Here is a 26,852-nt window from a genome sequence, read left to right as displayed (position 1 = left end):
TCACTGACCCTGCCGCAGGCCCCTCCCCAGCGCTAGCCTTCCGAGATCGCGCTGCCGGGGAGCCCTCCCGGACGGCGTCCGAGGTACCGCACCAGCGCCGGTGTGACAGCCGCACCGGCGTCCACGAGTTTGGAGACGCCTGTGACGTCCGTGGCCACCCCCGGTCTGGAGAACGCCCCCACCACCCACGCACGACTGCTCGCCTGGGTGGCGGAGACGGCCGAGCTGACGACTCCGGACCGAGTGGTGTGGGTGGACGGCAGCGACGAGGAGTGGACCCGGCTCACCGAGCAGCTGGAGGCCGCCGGCACCTTCACCCGGCTGGCGGCCAAGCCGAACTCCTTCCTGGCCCAGTCCGACCCCAGCGACGTCGCCCGGGTCGAGGACCGCACCTACATCTGCTCGGTCGACGAGGCCGACGCCGGTCCCACCAACAACTGGATGGAACCGGCCGAGATGAAGGCCGTCATGACCGAGCTGTACCGCGGGTGCATGCGCGGCCGGACGATGTACGTCATCCCCTTCTGCATGGGCCCGATCGAGGCCGAGTCGCCGATGTTCGGCGTCGAGCTGACCGACTCCGAGTACGTCGTGGTCTCCATGCGGGTCATGGCCCGGATCGGCAGCGCCGCCCTGGAGGCCATGGGCACCGACCGGCCCTTCGTGCCCGCGCTGCACTCCCTGGGTGCCCCGCTGGCCGAGGGCCAGGCCGACGTCCCGTGGCCCTGCAGCGACACCAAGTACATCGTGCAGTTCCCCGAGGAGCGGACCATCTGGTCCTACGGCTCGGGTTACGGCGGCAACGCCCTGCTGGGCAAGAAGTGCTACTCGCTGCGCATCGCCTCGGTGATGGCCCGCGACGAGGGCTGGCTGGCCGAGCACATGCTGATCCTCAAGCTGACCAACCCCGAGGGCGCGGTGCACTACATCGCCGCCGCGTTCCCCAGCGCCTGTGGCAAGACCAACCTGGCGATGCTCGAGCCCACCATCCCGGGCTGGGAGGTCGAGACCCTCGGCGACGACATCGCCTGGATGCGCTTCGGTGAGGACGGCCGGCTCTACGCCCTCAACCCCGAGTTCGGCCTCTTCGGCGTCGCGCCCGGCACCGGCTGGGACACCAACCCCAACGCCATGCGCACCATCGAGCAGGGCAACTCGGTCTTCACCAACGTCGCCCTCACCGACGACGGCGACGTCTGGTGGGAGGGCATGACCGAGGAGCCCCCGGCCCACCTGCGGGACTGGAAGGGCCGGGACTGGACTCCGGAGTCCACCGAGCCCAGCAGCCACCCCAACAGCCGGTTCTGCACCCCGATCACCCAGTGCCCCATCCTGGCGCCGGAGTGGGACGACCCGAAGGGCGTGCCGATCTCGGCCATCCTCTTCGGCGGTCGCCGCAAGACCACGATCCCGCTGGTCAGCCAGGCGCGGGACTGGAACCACGGCGTCTTCATGGGGGCCACGCTGTCCTCGGAGACCACCGCCGCGGCCACCGGTGCGGTCGGCGTCATCCGCCGCGACCCCTTCGCGATGCTGCCCTTCATCGGCTACAACGCCGGTGACTACTTCAACCACTGGGTCGAGACCGGCAAGTCCGCCGACGCCGCCAAGCTGCCCTCGGTCTTCTACGTCAACTGGTTCCGCCGGGACGCCGACGGCGGCTTCCTGTGGCCGGGCTTCGGGGAGAACTCGCGGGTGCTCAAGTGGGTCGTCGAGCGCCTGGAGGGCACCGCGGCCGCCGTCGAGACCCCGGTCGGCCACGTGCCCACCGCCGAGTCGCTCGACGTCTCGGGCCTGGGCATGACCGCCGACCAGGTCGAGGCCGCGCTGGCCGTGCGCACCGAGGAGTGGCGCGAGGAGATCCCGCAGATCACCGAGTGGTTCGAGCGCTTCGGCGACAAGCTCCCCACCACCATGTGGGACGAGCTGGAGATCCTCAAGAGCCGCCTCGCCTGAGCGAGGTCCGGAGGACAGCGTCGTCCTCCCGTGGGGCCCCGCCGCACCGTCAGCGTCGACGGTGCGGCGGGGCCCGCGCGCGTCCCGGGCGGTGACCCTGCGCCGGGCTAGCGTCGGGGCATGAGGCACGTGCTGGGACTGCTGCTCGGGATCGTGCTCACCGCCGGGGCGCTGGGCGCCGGCGGGTTCGGTGTCGGCCAGTTGCTGGTGGACGCCCAACGGCTGGACCCCAGCACGACCGGACTGGTCTGGACGCTGGTCGGTGGCGCCGTGCTCGGGCTGCTGGCCGCCGCTCGGAGGGTGTCCCCGCTCGCCCCGCTCATCGGTGGTGCCGCCCTCCTGGCGCTGGGCGTCACCGCCTACGCCGACCCGGACACGGTGTACCGCTTCGACGTGCCGTTCGACCAGATCCGCAGTGGCATCACCCAGCTGGCCTTCGGTGGCGGTGCGCTGCTCGTGGGCGCGCTGCTCGTCGTCCTCGCGTTGGTCCCGCAGGGCCGCCGCCGGCCGCGCCGGGAGAAGGGCGACGACGGCCGGGACGACGACGGCTTCACCGCCGTCCCCACCTCGACGCCGCAGGCCTGGTCCCCGCCGCAGGGCTGACCCCGCCCGGGCCCTCCTGCGAGCCCGGGGCGGACCCGGCGGTTAGCGTCGGGGCCGCACCGTCCGCGACCCACCGTCTCGCCGGAGGCCCTCCCCTCGTGCCCAACCCGTACCTGCACGTGCTGCGCACGCCGCACGCGCTGCCGATGGTGGCCTCGGCCTTCGTCGGGCGGCTGCCGCTGTCGATGATCGGCCTGGGCAGCGTGCTGCTGGTGCAGGACTACACCGGCTCCTACGCCCTGGGCGGTGGCGTGGCCGCCGCGGGGGCGGTGGCCACGGCGGTCAGCGGCCCGGTGCTGGGCCGGCTGGCCGACACCCTGGGCCAGCGGCGGGTGCTGCTGCCGGTGCTGCTGGCCTTCGTGCTGGCCGGGTTCGTGTTCCTGTTCTCCGTGCGGGAGGGCTGGCCGCTGTGGGTGGTCTTCGCCTCGGCCGCGGTCGCCGGCGCGTGCATCCCCCCGGTCGGCTCGATGATCCGGGTGCGGTGGACCCACCTGCTGCGCGGCACACCCCGGCTGCCCACGGCGCTGGCGATGGAGTCGGTGGTCGACGAGTTCGTCTTCATCGTCGGCCCGGTGCTGGTCACCTTCCTGTCCACCACGGGTCACACCACCTCCGGCGTCGTCACCGCCTTCAGCCTGGCCGTGGTGGGCAGCCTGGCCTTCGCCGCACAGGGCCGCACCGAGCCGCCGGCGCACGGGCACGCCAGCCGGCAGGGCCCCTCCGCGATGCGGACGGCGGGCCTGCGGGTGCTCTTCGTCGTCGGCCTGGCCGTCGGGACGGTGCTGGGCAGCCTGGAGATCGCGCTGGTGGCCTTCGCCGACGAGGTCGGCGCCAAGTCGCTGTCCGGGGTGCTGATCGCGGCGCTGGCGCTGGGGTCGATGGCCTCGGGCATCGGCTGGGGCACCATGCGGTTCCGCGCCCCGGTGCGGCGTCGCCTGCTCGTGGTCCTCGTCGGGTTCGTCCTGCTCAGCCTGCCGCTGGTGGTCGTGACCGACCTGTGGCTGCTGGTGCCCTTCGTGCTGCTGGCCGGGGTGGCGGTCTCGCCGTCGCTGATCAGCGCCTTCACCCTCGCCGAGGTGCTGGTGCCACGGATCTGCGTCACCGAGGCCTTCACCTGGATCGGCACCGCCCTGGCCCTCGGCGTCGCGGTGGGTGCCTCGGCAGCCGGCAAGGTGGTCGACGTGTCCGGGGCGAACCACTCGTTCCTGGTCTCGACAGTCGCCGCGGCCGTGGCCGCGGTGGCCGTCGGGGTGTTCCAGCGGCTGCTCGTCGTCCCCGCCGAGCACACCGGGGAACCGGCGCTCGCACGCTAAGTACACCAATCCGATCGGGATTGTTGACGGGGGGCCGGGCCGAGTGGTCTGATCTCCCGGTGACGTACTCGCTCGAGCTGCACCGGAGGTCCGCCGTGGACCTGCTCCGTGTCGCCAGCGCGCTGTGTCCGGGTCGCTGACTCCACCTCCAGCCCCCGCACCAGCCACCCGCCGCCGCACTCCTGCCGGCCGCGCCACGTCCTGAGGAAGTCACCGTGACCAGCACCGTCCTGCCCAGCTCGCCCGTGTCCGCCCGCCCCCGCTCGGCCTCGGCCGCCGGCCAGGTCGCCGAGGCCACCCGGCCCGCCGGCGCCGCAGCCCTCGCCGTCGCCCTCGCCGTCCGCACCGACCTGTGGGCGCACCTCGTGGAGTTCCGCGAGGAGAGCCGGTGGACCCACCTGCTCCCCACCGCCGACCTGGCCCCGGCCCTGGACCCCTCGCTGCACCAGGAGCTGGAGGAGGCCCAGGTCTGGCTGCTGTCCTGGCTGCCCGGCCAGGGCACCCCGCTGCACGACCACGGCGCCTCCTCCGGGGCCTTCGCGGTGGCCCGCGGCACGCTCACCGAGCGGGTCGTCGCCGCCCGCAGCGGCCGCGCGCCGCACCAGAGCACCGCGGACCTCACCGCCGGCCGGGTCCGCTTCTTCGGCCCGCACTACGTGCACCAGGTGGTCAACACCCTGCACGAGCCCGCGGTCAGCGTGCACGTCTACGCGCCCCGGCTGAGCCTGATGAACACCTACCGGATCGACCCCACCGGCCTGGTCCGGATCGGCACCGAGAAGGCGGGGGTGGACTGGTGACCTCGCTGCTGCAGCGCCCCGCCGGCGCCGTCTCCGTCGACGACCTGCTCGACGCCGCCCGGTCCCGGATCGCCCGGGTCACCCCCCAGGAGGCCGCCCGTCGCTGGGCCGCCGGTGCGTACCTCGTCGACATCCGGCCGGCCGCCCAGCGCGCCCGCGAGGGCTGGGTGCCCGGCTCCCTCGTCGTCGAGCGCAACGTCCTGGAGTGGCGCTTCGACCCGGCCAGCGACGCCCGGCTGCCCGAGGCCACCGGCTACGACGTCGACGTCCTGGTGCTGTGCTCGGAGGGCTACACCTCCAGCCTGGCCGCCGACGCGCTGCGCTCGCTCGGCCTGGCCAGCGCCACCGACGTCATCGGCGGCTTCGTCGCCTGGGTCGCCGCCGGACTGCCCCACGAGCTGGGCACCGAGGGCGTCTGAGACGTCGGCCCCGGCTCGGCCGCACAGACCCACGGCCGGCCGCGTGGTCTGATCACCGGGTGAGCCGCAGCCGCCCCGCCGCCGGCGGTGGCCGTGTCATCGCGGTCCCGGCCGAGCGCCTGGGTCGCTGGCTGGACGGGGTCGCCGACCGGCATGGCGCCTTCACCGACGTCGCCGTCGCTGCCGACGGCGCGGTCACCGTCACCTGCGCCGACACCACGACCGCCGTCGTCCGGCTGCCGTTCGGGTGGGCACCGGGACCCGCGCCGATGACCGCGCTCGCCGTCGCCGCCCGCCGGCCGGCCCGGGTCGGCGTGCTCCTGGTCCGCCGGGGCCGCTGGGCGGTCGGCGTCTTCGACGGGGACGACCTCGTCGTCTCCAAGGTCGACGCACGCCAGGTGCAGGGCCGCACGGCGGCCGGCGGCTGGTCCCAGCAGCGCTTCGCCCGCCGCCGGGGCAACCAGACCGACGCCGTCGTCGACCACGCCGTGGAGACCGCCGTCCGGGTGCTGCTGCCGCACGCCAGCACCCTCGCTGCGCTGGCGACCGGGGGCGACAAGGGCCTGGTGGCCGAGGTCCTCACCGACCCCCGCCTCGCGCCGCTGGCCGCCCTGCCGCAGACCGCACCGTTGGACGTGGGGGAGCCGACGAAGGCGGTGCTGGTGGACACCCCGGCGCAGTTCCGCGCCGTGCAGGTGCACCTGGTCGAGCCCGGCGACCGCTCCTGAGGCTGTGTGACACCTAGGGTCGGGGCGTGAGCGACGACCAGTCCAGCGCCATCGGCCGGCGTCGCGCCGCGGCCAGGGGCGAGGGACGGATCGCCTACGCCGAGCGGCGCCAGGAGATCGTCGAGGCGGCCGCGCGCCTGTTCAAGACCCACGGATTCCGGGGCACCAGCATCGGCCAGATCGCCGACGCGATGGGCACCGACCGGGCCACGCTGTACTACTACGTGGGCAGCAAGGAAGAGCTGTTCGACGAGGTGGTCAGCGACGTCGTCCGGGCGAACCTGACCCGCGCCGAGGAGATCCGGGACGGCGCCGGCGACGCCCCGGACAAGCTGGACCGGCTGGTCGTGGCGATGATGGACAGCTACGAGGCCAGCTACCCGTTCCTGTACGTCTACATCCAGGAGAACCTCAGCCACGTCGGTGAGCGGCGGGCCGAGTGGTCCCGGGAGATGCGCGCCCTCAACCGGGCCTACGAGGACTGCGTCGTCGCGATCATCACCGCGGGCATCGAGGAGGGCACGATCCGCCCCGTCGCCGAGCCCTGGGTGCTGGCCTACGGCCTGATCGGGATGGTCAGCTGGACCAACCGGTGGTTCAACCCGGTGAAGTCCGAGGTCGACGCCGCCACCATCGGCCGCGCCTACGCCACGATCCTGTTGGACGGCCTGCGCGCCCGCTGACGGCCCTCCCCGCGTGGATCAGGGTCCCTGATCAGAGTCCGTCCTCCCCCACGAGATGTGTTGAGGGAGGACGGAGTTGGGTCAGGGACCCTGATCCACGCTCAGGTGGGTCAGAGGAGCTCGAGGATGGTGGCGTTGGCCTGGCCGCCGCCCTCGCACATCGTCTGCAGGCCGTAGCGGATCCCGTTGTCGCGCACGTGGTGCAGCATCGTGGTCATGATGCGGGCGCCGGAGCCGCCCAGCGGGTGACCCAGGGCGATCGCGCCGCCGACCGGGTGGAGGACCTCGTCGTCGGCGCCGATCTCGGCGAGCCAGGCCGGCGGCACGGACGCGAAGGCCTGGCCTGCACGCGCCTGGGCTGGTCGGCACCGTCGAGCAGGCCTGCGCGCTGTCGGCGGCTGGAACGGTGGCTGGACGACGCGGCCGGCCGGCACGGTGCGTTCGCCGACGTGGTCGCCGATGCCGACGGCGTGACGGTGACCTGCGCGGACGGCGCCGTCCTCCGGCTGGACCCGCCGCTGGGCTGGGACGGCCCCGGTCCGACGCCGCTGGCCCGGCTCGGCGCCGCCGCGCGGTCGCGGCACCGGGTGGCCGTGCTGCTGGTCCGCCGCGGCCGGTGGCCGTGGGTGTCTTCGAGGGCGGCGACCTGGTGGTCTCCGAGGTCGATGCCCGGCTCGTGCAGGGCCGGACGGCGGCCGGCGGGTGGTCCCAGCAGCGCTTCGCCCGCCGGCGCGGCAACCAGACCGACGCGGTCGTCGACCATGCGGTGGAGACCGCCGTCCGGGTGCTCGGGCCGCACGTCGCGACCTGCGTCGGGCTGGCCACCGGTGGCGACCGCGGGCTCGTCGACGAGGTGCTGGCCGACCGGCGGCTGACGGGCCTGGCCGCGCTGCGCCGGTTGACGCCGGTGGAGGTGGGCGAGCCGACCAAGGCCGTGCTGCTGTCCAGCCCCGTGCTGTTCCGCGCCGTCCGGGTGCACGTGGCCGACGCCTAGGGTCGGGCGATGACCGAGGACCAGTCGAGCGCCATCGGGCGGCGGCGGGCGGCCGCCCAGCAGGGCGGGGCGCGGGCGGCGTACCGGGAGCGGCGCGCGGAGATCATCGCGGCGGCCGCCGAGCTCTTCAAGGTGCACGGGTTCCGCGGCACGAGCCTGGGTCAGATCGCCGAGGCGCTCGGCACCGACCGCGCGACGCTCTACTACTACGTCGGCAGCAAGGAGGAGCTGTTCGACGAGGTGGTCAGCGACGCCGTGCGGGCCAACGTGGCGCGGGCCGAGGCCATCCGGGACGGCGCGGGCGACGCCCCCGACAAGCTCGCCCGGCTGGTCACCGAGCTGATGGACTCCTACGCGGCGTCCTATCCCTTCCTCTACGTCTTCATCCAGGAGAACCTCAGCCACGTCGGGGAGAAGCGCAGTGACTGGTCCGCGGAGATGCGCGGGCTCAACCGCGCCTACCAGGAGTGCGTCGTCGACATCATCGCCGCGGGCATCGCCGAGGGCACGGTGCGCCCGGTGGCCGAGCCGTGGGTGCTGGCCTACGGCCTGATCGGGATGGTCGGCTGGACCAACCGGTGGTTCAACCCGACGAGGTCCGACGTGGACGCCGGCGCCATCGGGCGGGCCTACGCCGAACTCGTGCTGGACGGTCTCCGGGCCCGCTGAGCACCCGCACCGCGAGCTGTCAACGTGTACGTTGACGCGATGTCGAGCCGAGGGAGGCCGGGATGACCGGGCTGCAGCGTGTGGGTGTCGTGGGCGCGGGGACGATGGGCGTGGGCATCGCCTACGTGCTGGCCGTCGCCGGCGCCCGGACGACGGTGGTGGAGCCCGACCTGGCCCGCATGGCGGCGGTGCGCCGCGAGATCGCCGCCGCCGCCGAGGCCGGGGTGCGCCGCGGCAAGCTCACCGTCGAGGACGCGGCGGGTCTCGACGGGCTGGTCGAGCACGTGACCTCGGCCGCCGAGCTGCCCGAGGAGCTGGACCTCGTCGTCGAGACCGTGCCCGAGGACCTCGAGCTGAAGCGGCGGGTGCTGGCCGCCTGCGAGGAGCGCCGTCCGGCGGTGCTGGCCAGCAACACCAGCGCGCTGTCCATCGACACCCTGGCCGCCGACCTGGCCCGGCCCGGGGCCTTCCTCGGCCTGCACTTCTTCAACCCGGTCTGGTCCATCCCGGTCGTCGAGGTGGTCCGCGGGGCGCGCACCTCCGCGGCGACGCTGGAGGCGGCGCTGGCCGCCGTGGCCGTGATCGGCAAGGAGTCCGCGGTCGTCGCCGACGCGCCGGGCTTCGCCACCAGCCGGCTGGACGTCGTCGCGGCGCTGGAGGCGATCCGGATGGTCGAGCAGGGCGTGGGCGAACCGGCCGACATCGACCGGGCGATCCAGCTGGCCTACCGACACCCGGTCGGCCCGCTGCGGCTGACCGACATCGTGGGCCTCGACGTCCGGCTGCACATCGCCCGCAACCTGGAGACCGCACTGGGGCCGCAGTTCGCCCCGCCGCAGCTGCTCGTCGACAAGGTGGCCGCCGGCGAGCTGGGCGTGAAGACCGGGCGCGGGTTCTACGACTGGGATTGACGTGGTCTGGCTCACTCCCTACCGTCAACAGTAGCGTTGACGAGGAGGAGACCCCGTGGACAACACCCCGGTCGCACTGCCCGGCAAGGGCTCGCGGATCAGCGACACGACGCAGGAGCGCCGCGACCTGCGCGAGGCCGTCGGCCAGCTCGTCGGCAGCTACGGCCGCTCGTACTTCCAGGAGATCGTGGCCAAGGGCGAGAAGGCCGACGCCCTCTGGTCGGACATGGGCGAGGCCGGGTTCCTCGGCGTGCACCTGCCCGAGGAGTACGGCGGGGGCGGCGGCGGGCTGGCCGACCTGGCCGTGGTCATCGAGGAGATGGCCAGCCAGGGCTGCCCGATGTTCATGGTGGTGATCAGCCCCGCCATCGCCGGCACCGTGCTCACCGCGCACGGCACCCCCGAGCAGAAGCAGAAGTACCTGCCCGGCATCGCCGACGGCACCTTCCGGATGGCCTTCGCGATCACCGAGCCCGACGCCGGCTCCAACACGCACCGGATCACCACCACGGCGCACGAGGACGGCGACGGCGGCTGGCGGCTGCGCGGGCAGAAGTACTGGACGTCGGGGGTGGACGAGTGCCAGGCGCTGCTGGTGGTCGCCCGTGACGCCGAGCCCGGCCCCGACGGCCGGCACACCCTGTCGCTGTTCATCTGCGACACCGACGCCCCCGGCCTGACCTTCCAGCAGCTGGACTCCGCGCTGCAGCTGCCCGAGAAGCAGTTCACGACCTTCTTCGACGACGTCCCGGTCGAGCGGGCCGGGCTGGTCGGCACCGAGGGCGAGGGGCTCAAGCAGGTCTTCGCCGGGCTCAACCCCGAGCGGGTGGCCGCGGCCTGCATGGCCAACGGCATCGCCCGGTTCGCGCTGGCCAAGGGTGCCCGGTACGCCAACGAGCGCACGGTGTGGAAGACCCCGATCGGCGCGCACCAGGGCGTGGCCCACCCGCTGGCCGAGGCCTACATCGCCGTCGAGCTGGCCCGGCTGATGACCATGCGCGCCGCGGAGATGAGCGATGCCGGGCTGGACGCCGCCGAGGCCTCCAACATCGCCAAGTTCGCGGCCGGCGACGCCGCGGTGAAGGCGCTGGACCAGGCCATCCAGGTGCACGGCGGTAACGGGCTGAGCCACGAGTACGGACTGGCCGACCTCTGGTTCGTGGCCCGCATGTTCAAGACCGCCCCGGTGAGCCGGGAGATGGTGCTCAACCACGTCGCCCAGCACAGCCTGGGCCTGCCCAAGAGCTACTGACGGTGGCCGGCACGCTCGCGGGGTTGATCCGGGAGCTGGGGCGCACCCGGGCGGACGCCCCGGCGGTCACGCTCGGGGACACGACGCTGACCTTCGGCGAGCTCGACGCGCGCAGCAACCGGGTGGCCCGGGCCCTGGTGGGCGACGGGATCGGCCCCGGCGACCGGGTCGGCGTGCTGGACAAGAACGCGCCCACCTTCTTCGAGGTGGTGTTCGGTGCGGCCAAGGTCGGCGCCGTCACCGTCGGGCTGAACGTCCGCCTCGCCGCACCCGAGGTCACCGCGATCGTCGAGGACGCCGCCCCCCGGCTTGTGGTCGCGGCCCGGGAGTTCGTCCACCTGCTGCCCGCCGCCGGCCCGACCGTCGTCCGGCTGGGGGAGGAGTACGAGGCCTGGCTGTCCGACGACGACTCCGACCCCGGCCACGAACCCGACCCGGACGACGTCGTCCTCCAGCTGTACAGCTCGGGGACGACGGGAAACCCCAAGGGCGCCATGCTCACCTCGGCGAACCTGCTGTGGACCCCGCGGATGGGCCGGGAGTTCTACGGCATGGACCCACGAACGGTGAACCTGGTGCCCTCGCCGCTGTTCCACATCGGCGGCGCCGGCTACAGCCTGACCGCGCTGGGCCAGGGCGGGCACACCGTGCTCGTCCGCGACATGGACCCGACCGCCGTCCTGGGCCTGATCGAGCGGCACCGGGTCACCCACACGTTCCTGGTGCCGGCGGTCGTGCAGATGCTGGCCGAGAGCCCGGCGCTGCCGGGCACCGACATCTCCAGCCTGCGGCGGATCGCCTACGGGGCGGCCCCGATGGGCGAGACCCAGCTGCTGACGGCGATCGGGTTGTTCGGCTGCGAGTTCATGGGCGTCTACGGCATGACCGAGACCGCGGGCAGCGTCGTCTCGCTGCAGCCCGAGGACCACGACCCCGGCGGCGCGCGGGCCCATCTGCTGCGTTCGGTGGGCAAGCCGCTGCCCTGGGTCGAGCTCCGGGTGGTCGACCCGGCGACGGGCGAGGAGGCACCCGTGGGCGGGGTGGGCGAGATCTGGGTCCGCTCGGGGCAGAACACGGTCGGCTACTGGGGCCAGCCCGGGCTCACCGGCGAGGCGCTGGTCGAGGACGGCTGGCTGCGCACCGGCGACGCCGCCTACCTGGACGCCGAGGGCCACGTCTACATGCACGACCGGATCAAGGACATGGTCGTCTCCGGCGGGGAGAACGTGTACCCGGCCGAGGTGGAGAACGTGCTCCACGCGCACCCGGACGTGCTGGAGGCCGCGGTCATCGGGGTGCCCTCGGACCGGTGGGGCGAGACGGTGAAGGCGGTCGTCGTCCGGCGGCCGGGCACCACCCTGGACGAGCCCGGGCTGATCGCGTTCGTGCGCGACCGGCTGGCTCACTACAAGTGCCCGACCAGCGTCGACTTCGCCGACGAGCTGCCGCGCAACGCCTCGGGCAAGGTGCTCAAGAAGGTGCTCCGCGAGCCGTTCTGGGCCGGCACCGACCGGCGGGTGCACTGATGCACCCGCTGGCCCGCCTCGCGCAGCGGTTCACCGTCGACTGGCTGGACCGGGCCGATCCCGCCGTCCCGCCGGACATCATGGTGCCGGGCTACCGGGTGCACATCGGCGACGTCGAGCTCACCGGGCTGGACGCCTACGTGCCGGCCACCCTCGGCCAGCTCGAGCAGTTCCCGGGGCTCCAGCTGACCGTGCACGCCCTCGCGCTCACCGAGGACCGGCTGGCGCTGCACTTCACCGAGCACGGCGCCTCGGTCCGGCACGACCTGCGGGCTGCGGCCTGGACCGGCGTCGCGCTCTTCGCCCGGGACGGCGACCGGCTCGCCGAGAACTGGACCCAGGAGGACTACGCCGCCCGCCGCCGGCAGCTGGCCGACGGCGTGCCCGACACCGTCGGCCCGCCGGCGGTGGCGCCGTGGACCACGGTGCCCGGGGTGCCCGACCCGGCCGCGGAGGACATCGTCCGGGCCTGGCTGGGCTCCGCGCAGCCCGGGTTCGACGACGTGACCTGGGACGACGGGCTGACCGCCGCGCTGGTCCGGCCCCGGGGCGTGGAGGTGGCCCAGCTGTTCTCCGTCGGCCCGACCGTCGCCTTCGCGGCCACCCAGACCGGCGAGTTCCTCGGGTCCGATGACCTCCCGGCCGCGGACGGACCGGTCCGGCTCGGGCTGGCGGGTCTGGTGCGGGTCGTCGACGGCGTGGTCTCCGGCGGGGTCGTGGTCAGCGACCGGCACGGCCTGCTGCGGTCGCGCACCCGGCGCTGAACCCCGCAGCGGCCGTGCCGGGCCGCCCCGGTCACCCGCGCTCGGCGCGCTCCGCGGCCCGACCGGCCTGGTAGGCCTCCCAGTAGGTGCGGTGGTGGCTGAACGGCTCGTCCCGGTCCTCCACCGCGGCCCGCACACCGTCGGCCCGCTGGATCCGCTCGAAGTCGGCCATCGCGGGGCCCGCGATCGCCATGGCGTCGGCGTCGTTGGCCGCGGCGATCGCCGAGGCGATGCCCATCGCGTCCCACCAGCGGTTGGTGGCCTCCTTGTGGCTGTAGAGCATCTCCAGCGGCACGTGGCTGATCCGCTCGGCGTAGGTGCGGGCCACCGCCATCACCTCGTCGGCGGGCACCGCCTTGTTGACCAGGCCGTACTGCTCGGCCTCGGTGCCGGTCATCGAGTCGCCGGTGAACAGCCACTCCTTGGTCTTGCGCATGCCGAGGTGCACCGGCCACATGCCGAAGGTGTGGATCTCGCCCATCGACCGCGCCTCGGGCTGGCCGAAGGTCGCGTCGTCGGCGGCGAACACGACGTCCAGCACGCCGGCCAGGTCCAGCCCGCCGGCCACGCAGGCCCCGCGCACGACGCCGATGGTGGCCTGGCGGATGCGCCACAGCCGCATCCAGCGCTCGCGGGACTCGTGGAACTCGCGGCGGCTGAAGATCGGTGCCCGCCGGTGCGGGCGGCTGTCCTCGGGGCGGGACGGCTCACCGGTGCCCCAGAGGTAGCCCCACTCGGACAGGTCGTAGCCCGTGCAGAAGTTCTTCCCGTTGCTGGCCACGATGAGCACCCGGGTGTCGTCGTCGGCGTCCAGGTCGTCGAGGACGTCGTCCATCTCGTCGCGGAGCTGCCGGCACAGCGCGTTGCCGCGCTCGGGCCGGTTCAGCGTCATCGTGGCGATCCGGCCCTCCTTCTCGTAGGTCAGCATCTCCGGGTTCGGCACCCTGCGGCCCATGGCGGTCTCCTCTGTCCTCGTCGACGAAGCGCTGTCAACGTATGCGTTGACAGCGCCTGTGTCCACAGCCACAGTGGAGGCATGACCGACGTCGACGTCGTGGTGGTGGGAGCCGGGTTCGCCGGCCTGCGGGCGCTGCACACGCTGCGCGAACGGGGCCGTGCGGTCGCCGTCCTGGAGGCCGGTGACGGCATCGGCGGCGTGTGGCACTGGAACCGGTATCCCGGAGCCCGCTGCGACGTGCGCAGCCACGACTACTCCTACGGCTTCGACCCCGACCTCGAGCAGGAGTGGCGCTGGACCGAGCGGTACGCCACCCAGCCGGAGATCCTGCGCTACGTCGACCACGTGGTGGAGCGCTTCGACCTGGCCCGCGACGTGCACCTGCGCACCCGGGTCACCCGGATGGTCTTCCGGGACGGCGGCTGGGACGTCGAGACCGACACCGGTGCGACCTGGCGGGCCCGGTTCGTGGTGATGGCGACCGGCCAGCTGAGCATCCCCAAGGACCCCGAGCTCCCCGGCCAGGCCGACTACGCCGGCACCGTGCTGCACACCGCCCGATGGCCCCGTGAGGGCATCGACCTCACCGGCAAGCGGGTCGGCGTCATCGGCACCGGCTCCTCGGGCACCCAGCTGGTGCCCGTCGTCGCCGAGCAGGCCGCCCACCTCACCGTCTTCCAGCGCACGCCGAACTTCTCCATCCCGGCGAACAACGCCCCGGTCGACGACGCCGAGGACGCCGCGGTCAAGGCGGTCTACCGCGAGCGCCGGGAAGCCGCCCGCAACTCCCCGACCGGGCTGAGCTTCCCGGTCAGCCGCGAGTCGGCGCTCGAGGTCGACCCGGCGGAGCGCCGCCGGCACTACGACGAGCAGTGGCCGACCACGGGCTTCGGCTTCCTGCTGGCCTACCGGGACCTGATGCTCGACGGCGCGGCCAACGACACCGTCGCCGACTACGTCCGGGAGCAGATCGCCGCGAAGGTGACCAAGCCCGAGCTGCTGCCGCACCTGCTCCCCGAGGGCTACCCCTTCGGTGCCAAGCGGCCGCCGGTCGACTCCGGGTACTTCGAGGCCTTCAACCGGGACGACGTCGAGCTGGTCGACGTCCGGGACACCCCGATCACCGGGTTCACCGAGCACGGGCTGCGGACCACCGAGCGGGAGGTCGAGCTCGACGTCGTCGTCTTCGCGACCGGGTTCGACGCGATGACCGGCGCCCTGCTCAAGCCCGAGATCGTCGGCCGGGACGGGCAGACGCTGCGCGAGGCGTGGGACGCCGGGCCGCGCACCTACCTGGGCCTGCAGGTGGCCGGGTTCCCCAACCTGTTCGTGGTCGCCGGCCCGGGCAGCCCGTCGCTGCTGAGCAACGTGCTGCTGAGCATCGAGCAGCACGTGGACTGGATCGCCGACCTGCTCGACGCCGCCGGTGCCCGGGGCGCCGCCGTCGTCGAGGTGACCGCCGAGGCCGAGGCCGGCTGGGTGGCTCACGTCAACGAACGGGCCGAGGCCACGCTCTACCCGCAGGCCCGCAGCTACTACATGGGCGACGACGTCCCGGGCAAGCCGCGGGTCTTCACCCCTTACGTGGGCGGGGTCCGCGGCTACAAGCGGATCCTGGAACGCGTGGTCGCCGACGACTACGACGGGTTCGTGCTCTCCGGGTCCGCCCGGTGACCGCCCACCCGGTCCCCCCGGCCGCGCGCCGGGCCCTGCTGGAGGAGCGGTTCCCGGTCTGGACGCCGCGCACCCTGGCCGGCGCGCTGGACCACGCGTGCACCGAGTTCGCCGACCGGGACCTCGTGCGCACCGACCGGGTGCGGTGGACCTACGCCGAGGTCGCCGACCGCTCCCGTCGGCTGGCCGCCGGCCTGCACGACCTGGGGGTGCGGCCCGGGGACCACGTGGCCGTGGTGCTGGCCAACGTCGCCGAGTTCCCGGTCGTCACCTACGCGCTGAGCCGGCTCGGGGCGACCATGGTGCCGGTCAACTTCCTGGTCCGGGCGGCGGAGCTGGGCTTCATCCTGCGCCGGTCGCACGCCGTCGCCCTGGTGGTCATGGACCACTTCCGCGGCACGGACCACCTGGCGATGCTGGACGAGGTGGCCCCGGGGTGGGCCACCGACGGCGGCGGCGCTGCGCTGCCGGAGCTGCGGTCGGTGGTGGTGTACGAGACGGGTCAGGCCGACCCCCGCCCGGGGACGACGACGGTGGCCGCCCTCGCCGACCGCCCACCGGCCGAGGACGCGCCCGCCGACCCGCACGCCCCCGCCGTCCTGCTGTTCACCTCCGGCACGACCGGCGAGCCCAAGGGCGTGCCGCTCACCCACGACATGCTGCTGCGGGCGGCGTACTCCAGCGTGCTCGGCCGGGCGTTCGCCGACGGCCACCGCGTGACGTTCTCGCTGCCGATGTACCACGTGTACGGCTTCGTCGAGGGTCTGCTGACCGTGCCGTTCGTCGGCGGGGCGATCGTGCCGCAACTGGCCTTCGACCCGGCCGCGACGCTGGCCGCGGTCGCCGAGCACCGCTGCACCGACGCGCTCCTCATCCCGACGATGACCCTGGCCGTGCTGGTCGAGCTGCGCGCCCGCGAGCACGACCTGTCCTCCCTCACGCACCTGTTCACCTCCGGTGGGGTCTCCCCGCCGGGCATCTGGGACGCGATCGACGAGGCGTTCGGCGGCGTGGAGGTGGTCACCGGCTACGGGCAGAGCGAGACGACGGCCTCGACGACCTGCACCCGCCCCGAGGACGGCCCCGAGAAGCGCCGGACGACCAACGGCCGGGTGCGCGACGCCGGGGTCGCCGGTGACCCCGCGCTGGACCGGCGGCTGGTCGTCTACCGGACCGCCGACCCGGTGACCGGCGAGGCGTTGGAGCCCGGCGCGGTCGGCGAGCTGCTGGCCCGCGGGCCCGGGGTGGTCGACGGGTACTTCGAGAACCCCGGGGCCGACGCCGCGACCTTCACCGCCGACGGCTGGCTGCGCACCGGTGACCTGGGCTCGGTGGACGACGAGGGCTGGCTGCGGCTGGCCGGCCGGGTCAAGGACTGCTACCGCTGCGGGGGCGAGCAGGTGGTGCCCGGCGACGTCGAGGTCGTGCTCCTCGGCCACCCCGCGATCGCGCAGGCCCACGTCGTCCCGCTGCCCGACGAGCGGATGGGCGAGGTCGGGGTCGCCTGGGTGGTGCTCGAGCCCGGTGCCGAGCTGGATGCCGCCGAGGTGCTGGCCTGGGCCGCGCCGCAGCTGGCCCGGTTCAAGGTGCCCCGGCACGTGCTGGCCGTCGCCGCCGCCGACGTCCCGCTCACGCCGTCGGGCCGCCCGCGCAAGTTCCTGCTCGCCGAGCGGGCCCGGCACACGCTGCTGACCTCGTGAGCGCGTTCCCGCGCTCGCCGGACGCCGTGCGGGAGCGGTGGACGGCTGCCGGCGCCTGGGACGGCACGCTGCTCGACGCCTGGGTGGCCGCCGCCGACCCCACCCGGCTCGCGGTCGTCGACGGCGACGTCCGGTTGAGCTACGCCGAGCTGGCCGACCGCGTGGTGCGCTGCACCGCCGGGCTGCGGCGCCTGGGGATCGGGCCCGGGGACGTCGTCGCCCAGCAGCTGCCCAACTGGTGGGAGGCGCTGGTCGTGCACCTGGCCACGATCCGGCTGGGTGCGGTGAGCAACCCGCTGATGCCGATCCTGCGGGACGCCGAGATGCGCTTCGCGCTGCAGGCGGGCGGGGCGCGGGTGCTCGTCGTCCCCGGGGTGTTCCGCGGGTACGACCACGCGGCGCTGGCCGACCGGCTGCGCCCGGACTGCCCGGTCCTCGAGCACGTCGTGGTCGCGCGGGGCGGCGGGTTCGCCGATCTGCTGGGCACCGCCGAGGGCGGGCACGCCGAGCCCGGCCGGACCAGCGGCGACCCGGTCTGCCTGCTCTACACCTCGGGCACCGAGAGCGACCCCAAGGGCGCGGTGCACAGCCACGACACCCTCGGCCACGAGGACCGCAGCATGGTCGAGCACCTGCAGCTCGGCCCGGACGACGTCGTGCTGTCCGCCTCGCCGGTCGCCCACGTCACCGGGGTGCTCTACGGCTTCCACCTCGCCTCGCTGCTGGGCACCGCGGTGGTGTTCTGCGACGTCTGGTCCCCCGAGCGCGGCTGGGAGCTGATCGCCGCCGAGGGCTGCACGGTCACCGTCGCCGCCACCCCGTTCCTGCACGGGCTCACCCACTCCCCGGCCCGGCCGGCGTCCTCGACCCTGCGGGTGTTCGGCTGCGGCGGCGCCGACGTCCCGCCCGAGCTGGTGCGCGAGGCGGCCCGGGAGCTGGGCTGCACGGTGGTGCGGGTGTACGGCTCCACCGAGATCCCCACGGTCACCGCCGGGCACGCCGCCGACCCCGCCGACCTGCGCGCCGACACCGACGGCCGGGTGGTCGGCCTCGGCGAGCTGCGGGTGGTCGACGACGAGGAGCGCGAGGTGCCCCCCGGCACGGTCGGCCACCTGCGTGCCCGGGCGCCGGAGATGTTCCTGGGCTACCACGGCCTGGACCGGCAGGTGGTCGACGGCGACGGCTGGTTCGCCACCGGCGACCTGGGCCGGGTCGACGCTGCCGGCTTCCTCACCGTCACCGGGCGGAGCAAGGACCTCATCCTGCGCGGCGGGGAGAACATCAGCGCCAAGGAGGTCGAGGACCACCTCTACCAGCACCCCGACGTCGCCGACGTGGCGGTGGTCGCCGTCCCCGACCCGGTGCTCACCGAGCGGGGCTGCGCCGTCGTCGTCCCCCGGCCCGGCGCGACGGTCACGCTGGCCTCGCTCACCGCGTTCCTGGACGGGTTGGGCATCGCCCGGCAGAAGTACCCCGAGTCGCTCGTGCTGGTCGAGGACCTGCCGCGGACCCCGACCGGCAAGGTGCAGAAGAACGTGCTGCGGCAGCAGGTGCGGCTGCGGCCCGACGTCCAGGCGCTGGTGGCGACGTTCGCCCGGGCCGGTCTGCAGACCTACGACCGGGTCGGCGTGGCCGCGGCGCGGGAGCAGGTGCGCGGTGCGGTGCGGCTGCAGAAGCCCGTCGCCGAGGTCGCCGGGACCCACGACGTCGACCTCGGCTTCCCGGTCCGGGTGTACCCGGGCTCGACGGGCACCGTGCTGGTCTACCTGCACGGCGGCGGGTTCGTGCTCGGCGACCTCGCGGTGGCCGACCGGCCGTGCCGGGCGCTGGCCGCCGCGTCGGGCGCCACCGTCGTCGCGGTCGACTACCGGCTCGCCCCGGAGTCCCCGTTCCCGGGGCCGGTGCAGGACTGCCTGGCCGCCGTGCAGTGGGCGCGCGGGCTGGGGCAGCGGCTGGTGCTGCTCGGCGACTCGGCCGGCGGTGCGCTGGTCGCGGCCGTGTCCACGGCGCTGCGCGATGCCGGGGAGCAGCTGCCCGACCGGCAGGTGCTGGTCTACCCGACCCTGGCCCCGCCCACGGACACCCCGTCCATGCTGGCGCAGGCCGACGGGCCGCTCATGACCCGCCGCGAGCTGGACTGGTTCTGGGGCCTGTACGCCCCGGACGGCGACCCGGCAGCGGCGCCGCTGCTGGCCGAGGACCTGGCCGGGCTGCCGCCGACGACGGTGGTGGTGGCCGAGCTGGACCCGCTGCGCGACGAGGGCCGGGCCTACGCGGCGCGGCTGGGCGGGGCGGGCGTGCCGGTGGAGCTGGTGGAGTACCCGGGCGCCGTCCACGGCTTCTGGTGGCTGGACAAGGCGCTGGCCCAGGCCGACGAGCTCACCGCCGACCTCGCCCGCTGGGTGGGGCGGTGATCAGCTGGGTCCAGCGGTGTCCGTCCTGGCTCACCGGCGTCGGTGAGCCAGGACGGAGTCGGATCAGCTGAGCTGATCCACGCCGAGGGTCAGAGGAGCTCGAGGATGGTGGCGTTGGCCTGGCCGCCGCCCTCGCACATGGTCTGCAGGCCGTAGCGGATCCCGTTGTCCCGCATGTGGTGGACCATCGTGGTCATGATCCGGGCGCCCGAGGCGCCGAGCGGGTGGCCCAGGGCGATCGCGCCGCCGACGGGGTTGAGCACCTTCTCGTCGCCGCCGATGTCGGCCAGCCAGGCCAGCGGCACCGAGGCGAAGGCCTCGTTGACCTCGAAGACGCCGATCTCGTCCAGCCGCAGGCCCGAGCGCTGCAGCACCTTCTTGGTCGCCGGGATGGGCGCGGTGAGCATGATGACCGGGTCGTCGGCGGCCAGCGCCACGCTGTGCACCCGGACGATCGGGGTCATGCCCAGCTCGGCGGCCTTCTCGCTGGTCATCATGAGCAGCGCGGCCGAGCCGTCGGAGATCTGGCTGGCGTTGCCGGCGGAGACCACGCCGTCGGCCTGGAACGGGGTCTTCAGCCCGGCCAGGGCCTCGACGCTGCCGCCGCGGCGGATGCCCTCGTCGCGAGAGACCTTGCCCTCGGGGGCGTCCACCGGCGCGATCTGGGCGTCGAAGCGGCCCTCGTCCTGCGCGGTGGCGGCCCGCTCGTGGGAGCGGAGGGCGAACTCGTCGAGCTGGGTGCGGGACAGCCCCCAACGGGAGGCGATCATCTCCGCGCCGATGCCCTGGTTGGGGCTCACGCCGCCGTAGCGGGCCATGAACTGCGGGCCCATCGGGTCCTGGTCGCCCCGCGAAGAGCCCATGGGCACCCGGGACATCGACTCGATGCCGCCGGCGACCACGACGTCGTAGTGGCCGGCGACCAGCCCGGCGGCGGCGAAGTGCACGGCCTGCTGGGACGACCCGCACTGCCGGTCGACCGTGGTGCCGGGCACCGACTCCGGCCAGCCCGCGGCGAGCACGGCGGTGCGGGCGATGTCGAAGGTCTGCTCACCCGACTGCGAGACGCAGCCCCAGACGACGTCGTCGACCAGCACCGGGTCGAGCCCGGACCGGGCGGCCAGGGAGGCCAGCACGTGGGCCGACAGGTCGGCGGGGTGGACGCCGGACAGGCCGCCGTTGCGCTTGCCCACGGGCGTGCGCACGGCCTCGACGATGACTGCGTCGCGCATCAGGCGACTCCTCTCGCTGGGCGCCGGCGGCGGTGCCGACGCTGGACGGTCAGTTCTGACTGTATCGCGGGTCAGGCGATGCAGGTGAGCCGTCGACCACCGTTGTAGGTGACCATGTCGGCCAGTGCGGCGGGGACGTCGATGCGGCAGCCCCGCTCGCCGCCGGACAGCTCGGCGTGCGCCCGGTGCAGGTTGCCCACGATCCGCTCGGCGTCGCTCCAGTCGGCGTACTGCCCCAGGTCGACGCTGCGCGCGGCCTCCAGGGGCGGGACCCCGGCGGCGTGCGAGTCGCGGGCGACGCCGTCCAGCCAGTGCAGGTAGCCCAGGATCTGGTCCACCAGCTCGGGGCCGGCCACCGGACCGTGGCCGGGCACGATGGTCTCCGCGCCCAGCGGGGCGACCACCTGCTCGAGCACCTCGATCGCCCCGGCCAGCGAGCCCATGACCAGGAACGGGGTGCCGCCGGCGAAGAGCAGGTCGCCGGCGAACAGCGTCCGCTGCTCGGGCAGCCACACGACCGAGTCGTTGGTGGTGTGCGCCGGGGTGCCGACGTGGGTGACCTCGACCCGGCGGTCGTCGACCCAGAGGGTCACGCCGTCGGTGTAGGTCAGGAAGGGTGGCTCGAGCACGACCTCGCCGATGTCGAACGGCGTCCAGAACGGCTGGTCGCGGGGGACGCCGGCGGCGATGACGCCCTCGCGGGTGCCCTCGTGGCCGACCACGGTGGCCCCGCCGAACAGCCAGTTGCCGTGCGTGTGGTCGCCGTGGTGGTGGGTGTTCACCAGGGTGCGCACCGGCTGGTCGGTGACCGTGGCGATGGTGTCCCGGAACGCGCGGGTGCGCTTCTCGGTGGAGCAGGTGTCCACGATCGCGGCGCCGCGGCGGCCGACCAGCAGACCGGTGTTGTTGACCCACCAGGTGCCGTCGGGCTGCACGTAGGCGAAGACGCCGTCCGCGACCTCGTGCAGCACGGGCGGCGGCAGGACGGGGTCGGTCGTGGTGGAGCTCATCGGGTCCCTCTCTGCAGGGCGGCGGTCAGGTCGGCGCGGGCGGTGGCCAGCGAGGGGCCGTACCAGGTGAGCTGGCGCCCGCTGACCAGCGCGGTCGGGGTGCCGGGGAAGGCCTCGGGCCCGTCGTCGGCGGTGAAGAGGTAGGGCTCGTCGGGCAGCAGCACGAGGTCGGCGTCGACGGCCTCCGGCTCGAGCTTCGGGTAGCGCTCCGCGGTGACCGCGTTGGTGCACCCCAGCCGGGCGAGCAGGTCGCCGGTGAAGGTGCGCGCACCGACCCACATCCACGGGTCCCGCCAGACCGGGACGGCGACCCGCGGTCCCGGGGGTGCCGGCTCGGCCCACGCCTGCGTGGCGGCGGCCAGCCAGTCCGGCGTCCCGACGTCGAGCGCCTCGTCGAACAGCCGGCCCATCGAGGTCAGCGCCTGGTCCAGGGTCTCGATCCGGGTGACCCACACCGGGATGCCCGCGGAGCGCAACCGCTCCACGTCGAGCTGCCGGTTCTCCTCCTGGTTGGCCACCACCAGGTCCGGGGTCAGGGCCGCGATCGTTGCTCGGTCGGGGTTCTTGGTGCCGCGCACCCGGGCGACGTCGAGCCCGGCGGGGTGGGTGCACCAGTCGGTGGCCCCGACCAGCCGCTCGGGCACGGTCACCGCGAGCGCCTCGGTCAGCGAGGGCACCAGCGAGACGACCCGCCGCGGCGACCGGGGGAGCGGCACCGGGGTGCCGAGGTCGTCGATCACCCCAGGTCGCCGGCGTCGGCGCGCAGCTCGCGGAGGACGTCGACCAGGTCGCGCACCCGGTCCGGCGGCAGGCCGGGGCGGGTGAACACCTCGCTGTTCAGGGAGTCGGTGGCCTTGGCCGCCACCCGCCGTCCCTCGTCGGTGATCGAGACGACCACCACCCGGCCGTCGGACGGCGAGGGACGCCGGGTGACCAGCTCGGCCACCTCCAGCCGCTGCACCGCGTTGGTGACCGACGCCGGGTGCACCTGCAGCAGCGCACCGGCCCGGGTCATCGGCAGCGACCCCTCACGGGTGAACGACAGCAGCTGTAGCAGCTCGTAGCGGGCGAAGGTCAGCCCGAGCGGGCGCAGGACGGCGTCCACCCGGGCCAGCACGATCGCCTGCGCCCGCATGATCGAGGTGACCGCGAGCATCCCGTCCGCGGCGTCGCCCCACCCCCGCTCCCGCCACTGCCGCCCGGCCTCCTCGATGGGATCCATCAGACGTTGCGCCGGTACTGGCCGCCGACCTCGAAGAAGGCCTCGCTGATCTGGCCGAGCGAGCAGCTGCGGACCGCGGTCATCAGCGCCTCGAAGACGTTGCCGCCGTGCAGGGCCGCCTCCTGCAGCGCGGCGAGGGCGGCCGGTGCCTCGGCGGCGTGCCGGGCGTGGAAGTCGGCCAGCCGGTCCAGCTGCGACTGCTTCTCCGACTCGGTGCCGCGGGCGAGCTCGACGGTGGCCGGTGCCTCCTCGCCGGCGTGCGGGTCCAGGAAGGTGTTCACCCCGACGATCGGCAGCGAGCCGTCGTGCTTGCGGTGCTCGTAGAGCATCGACTCGTCCTGGATCTTGCCGCGCTGGTAGCCGGTCTCCATGGCGCCCAGCACGCCGCCGCGCTCGGCGATCCGGTCGAACTCGGCCAGCACGGCCTCCTCGACCAGGTCGGTCAGCTCGTCGACGACGAAGGAGCCCTGCAGCGGGTTCTCGTTCATCGCCAGGCCCCACTCCTGGTCGATGATCATCTGGATCGCCAGCGCCCGGCGCACCGAGTGCGCCGAGGGCGTGGTGACGGCCTCGTCGTAGGCGTTGGTGTGCAGTGAGTTGGCGTTGTCGTAGATCGCGCACAGCGCCTGCAGCGACGTCCGGATGTCGTTGAAGTCCATCTCCTGCGCGTGCAGGGACCGGCCCGACGTCTGCACGTGGTACTTCAGCTGCTGGGCCCGGGCGTTCGCGCCGTACCGCTCCTTCATCGCGACGGCCCAGATCCGGCGGGCCACCCGGCCGATGACGGTGTACTCGGCGTCCATCCCGTTGGAGAAGAAGAAGCTCAGGTTGGGTGCGAAGTCGTCGATCGACATGCCGCGGGCCAGGTAGGCCTCGACGTAGGTGAACCCGTTGGACAGCGTGAACGCGAGCTGGCTGATGGGGTTCGCCCCGGCCTCGGCGATGTGGTAGCCGGAGATCGAGACCGAGTAGAAGTTCCGCACCTGGTGGTCGATGAACCACTCCTGGATGTCGGCCATGCAGCGCAGCGCGAACTCCGTGGAGAAGATGCAGGTGTTCTGGCCCTGGTCCTCCTTGAGGATGTCGGCCTGCACGGTGCCGCGGACGTTGGCCAGCACCCAGGCGCGCACCTCGTCGGGGTCCTCGTCGGGGTGCTCGGCCAGCCGCTGGTCGATCGCGGTGTTCAGGAACATCGCGAGGATCGCCGGTGCGGGACCGTTGATCGTCATGGAGACCGACGTGGTCGGCGAGCAGAGGTCGAACCCGCCGTAGAGCACCTTCATGTCGTCGACGGTGGCGATCGAGACACCGGAGGTGCCGACCTTGCCGTAGACGTCCGGGCGCGGGTCGGGGTCCCGGCCGTAGAGGGTCACCGAGTCGAACGCAGTGGACAGCCGGGTTGCCGGCTGGCCCTCGGACAGCAGCTGGAAGCGCCGGTTGGTCCGGAACGCGTCGCCCTCGCCGGCGAACATCCGCGCCGGGGCCTCGCCCTGCCGCTTGAACGGGAAGGTGCCCGCGGTGTAGGGGAAGCGGCCGGGCACGTTCTCCGAGCGCAGCCAGCCGACGAGCTGGCCGTGGTCCTCGGTGCGCGGCAGCGAGACCCGGCGGACGTGGTTGCCCGACAGCGTCTCCCTGGTCAGCGGGACGGCGATCTCCTTGCCGCGGACGGTGTAGGTGTACTCGTCGCCGGAGTAGTCCTCGACCAGCTGCGGCCACTCCTCGAGCAGGTGGCCGACCGCCGGCAACAGGTCGATCGAGTCCGCCTTCGCCCGCGCGGCGTCCGCGGCGTCCCCGTCCAGCAGGCCGGCGGCGGTGCCGAGGTGCTGCCGGTCCCGGGCCAGCGCTGCCTGCTCGGCGGTGGTGCGGTGGTAGCCGCGCACGGTGTCGGCGACGTCGGCCAGGTACCGCGCCCGGGAGGTCGGGACGACGCTGGTCAGCCCGGACGACGCCCGCACCTCGACCCGGGGCAGGACACCCGAGCCCAGCGCCAGCCCCTTGCCGCCCAGCAGCGTCTTCAGCTCCTGGAAGAGCGCGGTGACGCCGTCGTCGTTGAACCGGGCGGCGCTGGTGCCGAAGACCGGCATGGTCTCCCAGCTCTGGCCGAAGGCCTCCCGGTTGCGGACCATCTGCCGGGCGACGTCGCGGCGGGCGTCCTCGGCGCCGCGGCGCTCGAACTTGTTGATCGCCACGACGTCGGCGAAGTCGAGCATGTCGATCTTCTCCAGCTGGGACGCGGCGCCGAACTCCGGCGTCATCACGTACAGGCTGACGTCGCTGTAGGGCAGGATCGCCGCGTCGCCCTGGCCGATGCCCGGGGTCTCCACCACGACCAGGTCGTAGCCGGCCGCCTTCACCGCGTCGATCACGTGGTCCAGGTGCTCGGGCACCTGTGCCCCGGCGGTCCGGGTGGCCAGCGAGCGGAAGAACGTCGAGCCCCGGTCGCCGGTCTCCAGCGCGTTCATCCGGATCCGGTCGCCGAGCAGCGCGCCGCCCCCGCGCCGGCGGGAGGGGTCCACGGCGAGGACGGCGATCCGCAGCTTGTCCTCCTGGTCCAGCCGCAGCCGGCGGAGCAGCTCGTCGGTGAGCGAGGACTTGCCCGACCCGCCTGTGCCGGTGATGCCCAGCACCGGGACGTGCCGCTGCGCGGCCTCGGTGGCCAGCCGCTGCGCGAGCTCGGGGGAGCGGCCGGCCTCCAGCACGGTGATCGCCCGGGCGAGGGCGGCCGGGTCGCCGGTGAGCAGTGCCTCGACGTCGGGGCCCTCGGCGGCCAGGTCGACGTCGCAGGCCTCGATGAGGGTGTTGATCATCCCGGGCAGGCCGAGCTTCTGGCCGTCCTCCGGGGCGAAGATCCGCACGCCGCGCGAGCGCAGCAGGGCGATCTCCTCGGGCACGATCACGCCGCCGCCCCCGCCGAAGACCTGCACGTGGCCGGCGCCGTGCCGCTCGAGCTCCTCGCGGAGGTAGCTGAAGTACTCCACGTGCCCGCCCTGGTAAGAGCTCAGCGCGATGCCCTGCGCGTCCTCCTCCAGCGCCGCCCGGACGACGGTGGCCACGCTGCGGTCGTGGCCGAGGTGGACGACCTCGGCGCCCTGGCTCTGCAGCAGCCGGCGCATGACGTTGATCGCGGCGTCGTGCCCGTCGAACAGGCTCGCGGCGGTGACGAACCGGACGGGGTTCTGGGGCACGTGCAGATCGGTCACGAGGGGGTCCTCCGGCGCTGGATACGTGGACGTCCAAGCAACCTACGCGCCGGATGCTTGGACGTCCACGCAACGCCTGAGGCGGTGGCGGCCACCAGCCGGACGAACGCCGCCGACCGCTCGCGCAGCCCGGCCACCCGTTCGGCCACGCCGATCAGGTCGGCGGCCACCGTCGCCGGGTCGGGGTCCCGCCGCGGCGGTGTCCAGCGGGCGTGCGCCGAGCAGACGAACTGCTCGCAGACCAGCGTGCCGACGGTGTTCCCGGCCTTGCCCGACGCCCCGCCCCGGCGGGCCGCCACCAGCACGGCCTCGGTGGTGCGCACGTCCTGGCACCACGTGCACATCGCGCCGCGGCGGGTCCGGCCGCGCTCGGCGGTCGGGGTGCGGAACCGGACGCCGGTCGGGACGCCGTCCAGCTCGAGGACGACGTAGGCGAGCAGGGGGCCTTGCGGTCCGACCAGCCCAGCAGGAGAAGGACCCCCTCGTCCCCCACCGCTCGCACGCTCGCGGCGGGCCCCTACGAGGGGGCCGAGCGGGAGGCTGCTCCTCGGTGAGGGGGTGCGCAGCTGACTCCGGTGCGGGAGGAGGGGGGTGGGTGGTCGCCGCCCCGCTCCGGGCACGCGGTCGCACCGGCTCCCGCGGGAGTCGTCGGTGGTGCGGTCAGCGGCGCCGGGCGCGGGTCCGGCTCGAGGTCGTGGAGGCCATCGCGGCCACCTCGCTCCTCGCGGGACCCGCCCGCACGCACGTCGCCGTCCACCGTGGACGGCCGCCGAGCACCCTACGACGCCACCAGGTCCGGTGCACGCAGGTTCGCGGGGCGTGGC

24 protein-coding genes are annotated in these 26,852 nt (G+C 73.9%); 16 read left to right on the top strand and 8 right to left on the bottom strand.

Features of this window, described 5'->3' with window-relative positions:
• The first annotated feature begins 141 nt into the window (after positions 1-141).
• The 7 genes from AC0IVP_RS07850 to AC0IVP_RS07820 all read left to right on the top strand — a co-directional run bounded on the left by AC0IVP_RS07850 (position 142) and on the right by AC0IVP_RS07820 (position 6,502).
• Positions 142-1,956: a phosphoenolpyruvate carboxykinase (GTP) gene (locus tag AC0IVP_RS07850; protein WP_056300699.1), complete on the top strand. Its 1,815-nt coding sequence runs from the start codon at positions 142-144 to the stop codon at positions 1,954-1,956.
• 120 nt (positions 1,957-2,076) lie between these two features.
• On the top strand, positions 2,077-2,559 hold the full coding sequence (locus AC0IVP_RS07845) for a hypothetical protein (protein WP_471755729.1): 483 nt from the start codon (positions 2,077-2,079) through the stop codon (positions 2,557-2,559).
• Positions 2,560-2,657: 98 nt separating this feature from the next.
• Complete coding sequence (locus AC0IVP_RS07840) at positions 2,658-3,872, top strand: MFS transporter (RefSeq protein WP_471755727.1); 1,215 nt, start codon at positions 2,658-2,660, stop codon at positions 3,870-3,872.
• A 215-nt stretch (positions 3,873-4,087) separates the two neighbouring features.
• On the top strand, positions 4,088-4,672 hold the full coding sequence (locus AC0IVP_RS07835; protein ID WP_471755725.1) for a cysteine dioxygenase: 585 nt from the start codon (positions 4,088-4,090) through the stop codon (positions 4,670-4,672).
• Positions 4,669-5,091, top strand: a complete 423-nt coding sequence (locus AC0IVP_RS07830; protein WP_471755723.1) for a rhodanese-like domain-containing protein — start codon at positions 4,669-4,671, stop codon at positions 5,089-5,091. Before AC0IVP_RS07835 ends, AC0IVP_RS07830 begins: the two co-directional genes overlap by 4 nt.
• Before the next feature lie 59 nt (positions 5,092-5,150).
• Positions 5,151-5,819, top strand: coding sequence for an acVLRF1 family peptidyl-tRNA hydrolase (locus tag AC0IVP_RS07825; RefSeq protein WP_471755721.1), 669 nt, complete (start codon positions 5,151-5,153; stop codon positions 5,817-5,819).
• A 26-nt stretch (positions 5,820-5,845) separates the two neighbouring features.
• Positions 5,846-6,502: a TetR/AcrR family transcriptional regulator gene (locus AC0IVP_RS07820; RefSeq protein WP_056300684.1), complete on the top strand. Its 657-nt coding sequence runs from the start codon at positions 5,846-5,848 to the stop codon at positions 6,500-6,502.
• 110 nt (positions 6,503-6,612) lie between these two features.
• On the opposite strand, the gene AC0IVP_RS07815 is transcribed toward AC0IVP_RS07820, so the two are convergent.
• On the bottom strand, positions 6,613-6,936 hold the full coding sequence (locus tag AC0IVP_RS07815) for a hypothetical protein (RefSeq protein WP_471755757.1): 324 nt from the start codon (positions 6,934-6,936) through the stop codon (positions 6,613-6,615).
• Positions 6,937-7,124: 188 nt separating this feature from the next.
• Between AC0IVP_RS07815 and AC0IVP_RS07810 the strand changes: the two genes are divergently transcribed.
• From AC0IVP_RS07810 to AC0IVP_RS07785, 6 genes are all read left to right on the top strand, one after another.
• Positions 7,125-7,496 carry an acVLRF1 family peptidyl-tRNA hydrolase gene (locus AC0IVP_RS07810; RefSeq protein ID WP_471755719.1) on the top strand — a complete coding sequence of 124 codons (372 nt, stop codon included), beginning with the start codon at positions 7,125-7,127 and terminating at the stop codon, positions 7,494-7,496.
• 9 nt (positions 7,497-7,505) lie between these two features.
• On the top strand, positions 7,506-8,165 hold the full coding sequence (locus AC0IVP_RS07805; protein WP_471755717.1) for a TetR/AcrR family transcriptional regulator: 660 nt from the start codon (positions 7,506-7,508) through the stop codon (positions 8,163-8,165).
• Between the two features lie 62 nt (positions 8,166-8,227).
• Positions 8,228-9,076 (top strand): 3-hydroxyacyl-CoA dehydrogenase family protein, encoded by an 849-nt coding sequence (locus AC0IVP_RS07800; RefSeq protein WP_471755715.1) that lies wholly within the window; start codon positions 8,228-8,230, stop codon positions 9,074-9,076.
• Between the two features lie 55 nt (positions 9,077-9,131).
• The gene (locus AC0IVP_RS07795; protein WP_471755713.1) at positions 9,132-10,328 is read left to right on the top strand and encodes an acyl-CoA dehydrogenase family protein; all 1,197 of its coding nucleotides are present in this window, start codon (positions 9,132-9,134) and stop codon (positions 10,326-10,328) included.
• 23 nt (positions 10,329-10,351) lie between these two features.
• Positions 10,352-11,854, top strand: a complete 1,503-nt coding sequence (locus AC0IVP_RS07790; RefSeq protein ID WP_471755711.1) for a long-chain-fatty-acid--CoA ligase — start codon at positions 10,352-10,354, stop codon at positions 11,852-11,854.
• A complete protein-coding gene (locus tag AC0IVP_RS07785; RefSeq protein WP_471755709.1) occupies positions 11,854-12,618 on the top strand; it encodes an ester cyclase in 765 nt (254 codons plus the stop codon). Before AC0IVP_RS07790 ends, AC0IVP_RS07785 begins: the two co-directional genes overlap by 1 nt.
• A gap of 31 nt (positions 12,619-12,649) precedes the next feature.
• Here the strand turns inward: AC0IVP_RS07785 and AC0IVP_RS07780 are convergent, their stop codons facing one another.
• Positions 12,650-13,573, bottom strand: coding sequence for an enoyl-CoA hydratase-related protein (locus AC0IVP_RS07780; protein WP_471755707.1), 924 nt, complete (start codon positions 13,571-13,573; stop codon positions 12,650-12,652).
• A gap of 81 nt (positions 13,574-13,654) precedes the next feature.
• On the opposite strand from AC0IVP_RS07780, the gene AC0IVP_RS07775 reads away from it, so the two are divergent.
• The 3 genes from AC0IVP_RS07775 to AC0IVP_RS07765 are packed head-to-tail and all read left to right on the top strand — an operon-like array spanning position 13,655 to position 19,364.
• Entirely contained in the window at positions 13,655-15,250 is a 1,596-nt protein-coding gene (locus AC0IVP_RS07775; protein WP_471755705.1) for a flavin-containing monooxygenase, read from the top strand.
• Positions 15,247-16,950 (top strand): class I adenylate-forming enzyme family protein, encoded by a 1,704-nt coding sequence (locus AC0IVP_RS07770; RefSeq protein ID WP_471755703.1) that lies wholly within the window; start codon positions 15,247-15,249, stop codon positions 16,948-16,950. The genes AC0IVP_RS07775 and AC0IVP_RS07770 overlap by 4 nt, the downstream gene beginning before the upstream one ends.
• Entirely contained in the window at positions 16,947-19,364 is a 2,418-nt protein-coding gene (locus tag AC0IVP_RS07765) for an AMP-binding protein (protein WP_471755701.1), read from the top strand. The genes AC0IVP_RS07770 and AC0IVP_RS07765 overlap by 4 nt, the downstream gene beginning before the upstream one ends.
• A gap of 89 nt (positions 19,365-19,453) precedes the next feature.
• On the opposite strand, the gene AC0IVP_RS07760 is transcribed toward AC0IVP_RS07765, so the two are convergent.
• From AC0IVP_RS07760 to AC0IVP_RS07735, 6 genes are all read right to left on the bottom strand, one after another.
• Positions 19,454-20,596 carry a thiolase family protein gene (locus AC0IVP_RS07760; RefSeq protein ID WP_471755699.1) on the bottom strand — a complete coding sequence of 381 codons (1,143 nt, stop codon included), beginning with the start codon at positions 20,594-20,596 and terminating at the stop codon, positions 19,454-19,456.
• A 71-nt stretch (positions 20,597-20,667) separates the two neighbouring features.
• A complete protein-coding gene (locus tag AC0IVP_RS07755) occupies positions 20,668-21,606 on the bottom strand; it encodes an MBL fold metallo-hydrolase (protein ID WP_471755697.1) in 939 nt (312 codons plus the stop codon).
• Complete coding sequence (locus tag AC0IVP_RS07750; RefSeq protein ID WP_471755695.1) at positions 21,603-22,346, bottom strand: helical backbone metal receptor; 744 nt, start codon at positions 22,344-22,346, stop codon at positions 21,603-21,605. Before AC0IVP_RS07750 ends, AC0IVP_RS07755 begins: the two co-directional genes overlap by 4 nt.
• On the bottom strand, positions 22,343-22,828 hold the full coding sequence (locus AC0IVP_RS07745) for a MarR family winged helix-turn-helix transcriptional regulator (protein ID WP_471755693.1): 486 nt from the start codon (positions 22,826-22,828) through the stop codon (positions 22,343-22,345). Before AC0IVP_RS07745 ends, AC0IVP_RS07750 begins: the two co-directional genes overlap by 4 nt.
• Positions 22,828-26,028, bottom strand: a complete 3,201-nt coding sequence (icmF, locus tag AC0IVP_RS07740) for a fused isobutyryl-CoA mutase/GTPase IcmF (protein ID WP_471755691.1) — start codon at positions 26,026-26,028, stop codon at positions 22,828-22,830. Before icmF ends, AC0IVP_RS07745 begins: the two co-directional genes overlap by 1 nt.
• Complete coding sequence (locus AC0IVP_RS07735; RefSeq protein ID WP_471755689.1) at positions 26,025-26,648, bottom strand: FBP domain-containing protein; 624 nt, start codon at positions 26,646-26,648, stop codon at positions 26,025-26,027. Before AC0IVP_RS07735 ends, icmF begins: the two co-directional genes overlap by 4 nt.
• Positions 26,649-26,852 lie beyond the last annotated feature (204 nt).

It is taken from the genome of Klenkia sp. AC732 (assembly GCF_979256525.1).
Note: the sequence above shows the minus strand (reverse complement) of the source record. Positions and strands in the feature narration are given on the sequence as shown.